General features: G+C 37.2%; 5 protein-coding genes. 3 read left to right on the top strand and 2 right to left on the bottom strand.

Annotated elements, in window-relative coordinates; translation table 11 throughout:
* The 3 genes from KKG99_05655 to KKG99_05645 form a co-directional block, all read left to right on the top strand.
* The coding region (locus tag KKG99_05655; GenBank protein ID MBU1012471.1) for a hypothetical protein at window positions 1–687 on the top strand (687 nt) is incomplete at its 5' end.
* A 55-nt stretch (window positions 688–742) separates the two neighbouring features.
* A complete protein-coding gene (locus KKG99_05650) occupies window positions 743–1372 on the top strand; it encodes a YceI family protein (protein ID MBU1012470.1) in 630 nt (209 codons plus the stop codon).
* Window positions 1369–1791, top strand: a complete 423-nt coding sequence (locus tag KKG99_05645) for an Rrf2 family transcriptional regulator (GenBank protein ID MBU1012469.1) — start codon at window positions 1369–1371, stop codon at window positions 1789–1791. Before KKG99_05650 ends, KKG99_05645 begins: the two co-directional genes overlap by 4 nt.
* A 41-nt stretch (window positions 1792–1832) precedes the next feature.
* On the opposite strand, the gene fusA is transcribed toward KKG99_05645, so the two are convergent.
* Both fusA and KKG99_05635 read right to left on the bottom strand, forming a co-directional pair.
* Window positions 1833–3905 (bottom strand): elongation factor G, encoded by a 2073-nt coding sequence (gene fusA, locus KKG99_05640; GenBank protein ID MBU1012468.1) that lies wholly within the window; start codon window positions 3903–3905, stop codon window positions 1833–1835.
* Between the two features lie 255 nt (window positions 3906–4160).
* Window positions 4161–7277, bottom strand: a complete 3117-nt coding sequence (locus KKG99_05635; protein ID MBU1012467.1) for a hypothetical protein — start codon at window positions 7275–7277, stop codon at window positions 4161–4163.
* Between the last annotated feature and the right edge of the window lie 137 nt (window positions 7278–7414).

Genomic DNA, 7414 nt, shown 5'->3' with positions numbered 1-7414 from the left:
TTGGCGATGGTTGGTCTCAACACAGGCGGTTTAAAACCTGCATTGGCAGGATATAGTACCACCGATGGTTATACTGAATATAATACGAGTGAAGAATTAGCATTTTACTGGAAAGCCGGTTTTGATAAAAATATTGATGAAGATTTTAGGCTCAGGGCTACAATTTCAGGCTTTCATAACGCAAAACAGCACTCAGGATCTTTATACAATGGAGATAGGACCGGTTCACGTTATTATCTGGTAATGAAACCACAAACGAATAATGCAACTGATGTTGATCCTGCAAGTGGCCCTAATACCGGTAGATGGAGTCCGGGTGCTACAAGTAAAGTTAATTCGATCATGATAAATGTATTTGCTAAATATCAGGGATTGGAGTTTTTTGGAACGTATGAAAATGCAACGGGTTTGACAACTAAAAAAGCGGATTTTGATTTCAATCAATATGCCGTTGAAGGATTATATCGTTTTGGTAAACAAGAACAATTTTATATTGCCGCCCGATATAATAAAGTTAAAAATGATGCTGATTTATCAGTTGATAGAGTACAGTTTGGTGGTGGTTGGAACCTGAATCAATATGTAATCCTTAAAGCAGAATATGTGGATCAGAATTACACGAACTTTACATATGGCAAGGATGCTGGATTCAAAGGTGTGATGATTGAAGCCGCAATTTCATTCTAATATTTAACATACAGTCGTCGTGCAGTAATGCATGACGACTCATGTTTTTTGATTTATGATTAGGAAAATAATCTTATGTATTGTTTTTATTTTGTCTTTTTATGAAGGGAAATTGGAAAGTCCTTTCAAGATGAATGGCAATGAATATTGTTTTCTGGAATCAGTTCAAATTGAAGGGAGAACAAATCTAAATAAGTTTATTCTCTTTTATGATAATCCGAGCCAAATACCAAATTTTTTAAACAAATCAACATTAATCAATTCTCCCGCTCCCGGGATGGAGGTTGTGGAATTTATAATTCCAATCAAGGATATTCAGGGAAAAAATGAAAATATACTGAGCGATTTTCGTACCATGATGAATTCGAAAGCTTATCCAAATGTGATTGTCGAAATTGATAAAACAAATTTTTTGTCAATTATTGACAGCCGATTTCAGCAAAAACTTTATATTAATTTAACCTTTGCCGGCATTTCAAATTCAATTATTACAGAATACACGATCCTCGAAAACTCCAATGGCAAAATTAAACTTCAAGGTTTAACCAAAGTTAAGTTGTCGGACTTCAAATTAAGCCCTCCTAAAAAAATCCTTGGACTGATAAAAGTTCAGGATGTTATTTTTATTACATTTGATATTCTAATTAATGAATCTCAATTATTTAATAAAACTACCATCAATTGAAATTTAGTACCCGAACTCGATACGGAATCAGGGCCATTCTTGAAATAGCGATCAATGAGAATGGAACCGGAGTTTTTCAAAAAGATATCGCCATCAATCAGAAATTATCGAACAAATATCTCGATCATATTATTTCTTCCTTAAAGATTGCAGGATTAATTTGTAATGTAAAAGGTAAAAAAAGCGGGTATATTCTTACAAGGCCTCCTGATCAAATTACTATGCTGGATGTACACAATGCTTTCGAACCAAAAATTTGTGTGGTAGAATGCTTATCCGGAATTGTTAAATGCGAGATGCAGGAGACTTGTGTAACCCAGGAATTCTGGCAAGGGTTAAACAACAGGATTGAAGACTATTTGAAAGGAGTGAGCCTGGCCGATTTATTGAAAAAAAATCAGGCTCATAATCTATCATAAAAAAAGGGGTAATATTAAATCTATTCCCCTTTTTTTATGCATTATTTATTTTCTTTCTTTTCAGCTAATTTTTTAAGAACTTCTTCTTGCGTAGCCGCCGGAATTGGCATGTATTGATAGAATTCCATTGAATAGTTTGCCCTGCCGCTTGAAATATTTCGCAGAGTATTTGCATAACCAAACATTTCCATCAAAGGAACAAGTCCATTTAGCTTTTGTGAACCTGCACGATATCTTCTCATCGATTCAATTTTACCTCGCCTTTTATTCAAATCTCCGACAACATTTCCGATGTAATCATCAGGAGTATTGACCTCAATTTTCATCACAGGTTCAAGCAATATCGGATTTGCCTTCATAAACCCGTTTTTAAAACAGATAGAAGAACAAATCTGGAAAGCCATATCTGAGGAGTCTACAGCATGGAAACTACCATCAACCAATACAACTTTAACATCGACAACAGGGAAGCCGGCCAAAATACCTTTATCCATGGTTTTTACAACACCTTTGTTCACAGATGGGATAAATTCGTTGGGAATAACACCACCTTTAATCTTACTTGTAAATTCATAACCACCACCACTGTTTGGCTCAAGTCGCATAATGGTATGAGCGAACTGTCCTTTACCCCCTGATTGTTTACTGTGTTTGTAATTACTTTCAACCTCATTGGTAATTGTTTCCCTGAATGAAACAGCTGGTTCTCCAACAACTACTTCAACTCCAAATTCATGTTTAATTCTATCCATGATTATTTCGAGGTGGAGTTCACCCATTCCCGCTACGATGGTTTCTTCTGTTTCGTCATCGTAACGTACATTAAATGAAGGATCCTCATTAGCAAGCTTTGCCAGGGCCTCTCCTAATTTGCTTTGGTCCCTGCGTTTATCCGGACTAACCTTTAATTCAACAACGGTTGGCGGAACATGTATGTTTTCAAGGAAAAGTTTATGAGCAGGGTCACATAGTGTATCACCTGTTTTGGTCAGCTTCATTCCGACCAGGGCAACAATGTCGCCGGGTCCGGCTTCATGAATTTCTTCTCTGTCTTTAGCTCTGATCCTGAAAATCCTACCTGCACGTTCTGTTTTGCCTTTTGTTGAATTAAACAACAGCATCCCATTGGTTAGTTTACCGGAAAAAATTCGGATAAAAGTTTGTTGACCAACATAAGGATCATTAATCAATTTAAAAGCCAATGCTGAAAATGGATCTTTAGCAGTGGGACAACGGGTTTGTGTTTTTTCAGGATCATCAACATCGGTTCCGATTGTTGCACCAACATCAATAGGGGAAGGTAAGTAGTCGATTACAGCATCAAGCAATAATTGAACACCCTTGTTTTTGTATGCTGCACCAGTAAATACAGGAGTAATTAAAAGTTTCAATGTTGCATCACGTCCGGCAGCTTTAAGTAAATCGGCTGGAACTTCTTTCTCTTCAAGAAATAATTCCATAATTTCATCATTAAAATCCGAAATTTTTTCTACAAGAAATGATCTGGCCACTCTAGCTTTTTCAACATATTCAGCAGGAATATCAATCTCAACACGCTCTGCATCAGTAAAAGTGTAGGCTTTCATCATGACTAGATCTATTACCCCAATAAAATGCTCTTCTGCGCCCATTGGCAGTTGGAAGGGAACTGCATTCGCATCCAGGTATTTGTTCATTTGATTTACTACTTCGCTAAATTCAGCTCCGGTACGATCCATTTTGTTAACAAAAGCAATTCTTGGAACACGGTACCTGTCGGCTTGATTCCAAACTGTTTCACTTTGTGGTTCAACACCACCAACTGCGCAAAACAAAGCAACCATACCATCTATTACCCTAAGCGATCGTTCAACTTCAATGGTAAAATCGACGTGACCCGGAGTATCGATAATATTAATTTGTGAGTTTTTCCAGTTGGCAGTAATAGCAGCAGATGCAATGGTAATACCTCTTTCCTGTTCCTGTTTCATAAAGTCCATGGTAGCCTGACCATCATGTACTTCGCCCATTTTTCGGCTTACACCGGTGAAAAATAGAATTCGTTCAGTTACTGTTGTTTTGCCTGCATCAATATGAGCTGCAATTCCAATATTTCTTAATCTGTTTAATGACATAGCAATGTTTGTTTTTTTTAAATCTATAAAATTAATCGATATTAAACCGACTAAAATTGTAAAATATTAATTGAGAGCTGGTTAAAATGTGTGGTTTGTTTTTACAAAATTCGGGCAAAGGTAGTGTTTTTTTAAACCCATAAAACAAGAGGATGCTCTTTCTTAACAAAATATTAATAAGTAGTGAATTCTAAATTTTTCTCATAACAAAAAAGGCTCCAAATGGAGCCTTTTTATCTTTTAAGTGTATGAGACTTATTTAAAATTCGTAAAATAATTTATCTTGTTCAGTTCAATGGCTTTTTTATAAACAACCCAATTATTATTAAAAAAGTGATCAATGTCGGTGATGAATTTTTGAATTTCTTTATTGGCTTTATTTAACGCAATTTCTTCACGTATTCCAGGTTTGTCAATAAAACTACCAATGGCACGGGAAGCCATGCGAATTTGAGAAGTAAATGAATTTTCATCCCTAAAAATTCCCTGAACTTCTTTTGGCGTAAGCCGCTCCAGTATAGTTTTTAAGCTATCGGCTGTTTCTTTCTGGATTTTCTTTAATTCAGTATACTCGTCACCCTTCAAATCTTTGATAATTGCATCTATTTGATTGATAATTTTCTGTGCATCCCTGAGCCGATCGGCAGCCATCGTGGCTTTATGAATTTCTTTTTCAAATTTAATACCCATCTCATTACGCTCTTTCATTCCTGCTAAATCATAAGCAACGCGATGATCGAAAATCACATCAACCATGCTGGAATCGGACAGTCCATTATAAGTGAGTTTTATTTTGTATTTTCCCGGTAATACTTCACCCCAATAAATTTGATCATCGTCCTTTTCAGGTTTTACCCGTTCAGGATTTCTTAATCTTTTTTTATCAAAGGTCCAGTATAAACGATTAATTCCATCCTTTGGTTCAACTTCTACGGTGTTTACCAGATTGCTTTCATGATCGAATATTTCAAATTTAGCTTTGTCTTTATTGTCTTTAAAAGGTTTGGCGATATATGAAATCATGGCTCCACCAATTTTATTATCCCCGTCGTAATCCGAATCGGCCGGAAAATGCATGCCCGCAGGCTGACTGTTCTGCGCTATTTCTGCTTCAGGGATTGGGAATAGATGGGCACTCTTGTCAAATAGTGCAAGGCCATTTTTTGCAATTTCACGCAGAGGTTGAATATTATCGATGATGTAAGCAGCCCTTCCAAATGTTCCGATAATCAAATCATTTTCGCGTGGATGAATTTTTAAATCCATTGTTGAAACTGTTGGATAATCATTCGTCCATTTGGTCCAGTTTGCCCCGGCATCAATACTGAAATACAATCCACTTTCGGTACCCAGAAAATAAAGGTTTTCAATAACAGGATCCTGAACGAATGATAAAGCATATCCTTTTACCTGATCAGTTGTTACAATTGATTTCCAGTTTTTACCAAGATTTTTGGTGTAAAAAACATAAGGTGCCCAATTATCGCGCCTGTAATCGTTAATTACAACGAATGCCTCTGATTCACTGTATTCAGAAGGATTGATTTGAGGAATCCAACATCCTTCAGGCACACCTTTGATGTTCTTAATCATATTATTCCAAGTGGTTCCACCATCCGTAGTCAATTGCAAGTTTCCATCGTCCGTACCAACCCAAATAATGTCCTTGTTTTTTGGACTTGGACCTATGGCTATAATTGTTGTATAATTTTCAGCTCCTGTAGCATCATAAGTCAAGCCGCCACTTTCTCCGGATTTTTGTTTTTGAGGATCATTGGTTGTTAGGTCGGGCGATATAACAGTCCAGCTATCTCCTCTGTCATTGCTTTTATGAAGATATTGACTTCCAAAATAAAGACCTTTAATATCGAAAGGATCGGCTGCAATTCCTGCATTCCAGTTAAAACGAAGCTTTATTCCTTCAGGATGAACAGGTTGTACAAATTTGCTAAATCCGGTTTTGGTATCATAGCGAACCACATTGCCTTGTTGCGACATTGAAAAACCCTGATCGGGATTGGAGCGATCAGGAACCACATCAAAACCATCACCGAAAGATAATTCTTTCCAGTCGGAATTTTTAATACCTGAGTTGGTATAAACCATACTTGGACCAATCCATGATCCATTGTCCTGCATCCCTCCATAAACATTATAGGGTTTTTGCATATCATAATTGATATGGTAAAATTGTGCCAAAGGCAGGTTTCTAACAAATCTCCATGTTTGTCCCCGGTCTCTTGAAATGGCCAATCCACCATCATTTCCGTTTATCAGAAAACTTCCATCCGTAGGATGTGAGTACCATGCATGATGATCGGGATGCACTTTTGCATAAGGAATGAGATTATTGAAGGTTTTGCCACCATCATCCGAAACATCGACAACCGTATGGAGATTATACAAACGATTCTCATTTTCAGGATCGGCATGGATTTCTGCATAATAAAATGGACGGCCACCAATATTTTTATTTGCTACTTCAATGAATTTATTGCCACCATCATCGCTACGGTAGAGAGCATTCTTCTTTGATTCAACCAGTGCATAAACCACTTTCGAATTATGTGCCGACATGGCAAGTCCAATCTTGCCCAATTCGCCTTTTGGCAATCCATTGCTTTCATCTAAGCGTTTCCAGTTTTCACCGGCATCCAAACTAACATAAAGTCCCGAACCTTCACCTCCTGATTTGAAAAACCATGGATCGCGTGCAAACTCCCACATTGCGGCAAATAATTTTTTAGGATTAAACGGATCCATAATGAATTCACCAATTCCGGTTCTGTCGTTCACAAATAAAATTTTCATCCAGGTTTTTCCGCCATCAGTTGATTTGAATACACCTCTATCTTCGGATGGACCCCAGGCAGAACCTTGGGCACCAACATAAACAATGTCGGAATTTGTAGGATCAAGTATGATGCGGTGGATATTTCTGGTGTTTTCGAGTCCTATATATTTCCACGTTTTACCAGCATCAATGCTTTTGTAAACGCCATTGCCACTGCTTTGGCTATTCCTGGGGTTTCCTTCGCCGGTGCCAACCCAAATGATATCGGGAATATTTTGATCAATTGTAATCGCACCTATGGATGCAAAATCCTGATCCTGAAATAATGGTTCCCATTGTACGCCTCCACTGGTAGATTTCCACACCCCGCCTGAGGCTGAACCTATATAAATAACACCGGGTTGATTTTTAATCACATCGATGGCAGTTACCCTGCCGCTCATTCCGGCCGGGCCGATGCTTCGTGGTTTGAGGCCTTTTAATAAATCAATATCAACAATTTGTGCTTGTAAACTGTTAGCAACAAAAAAGAATATAATCGCCAATCCATAGATTGAATTGAAAAAGTTTCGTTTCATTGGTCGTTCTTTTTATTTAATTATATTTCAAAGATGGGAAAAAGAGCTAATTAATCCAATTAAAATCGACAAGCATTGTGTTTTGTGAGATAATCTGAAAACCCAAAAATTAATTTTATGTTAAATATTAAGATGAA

Source organism: Bacteroidota bacterium (assembly GCA_018816945.1).
Lineage (GTDB): Bacteria > Bacteroidota > Bacteroidia > Bacteroidales.
This window is presented reverse-complemented; position numbering and strand designations above follow the sequence as displayed.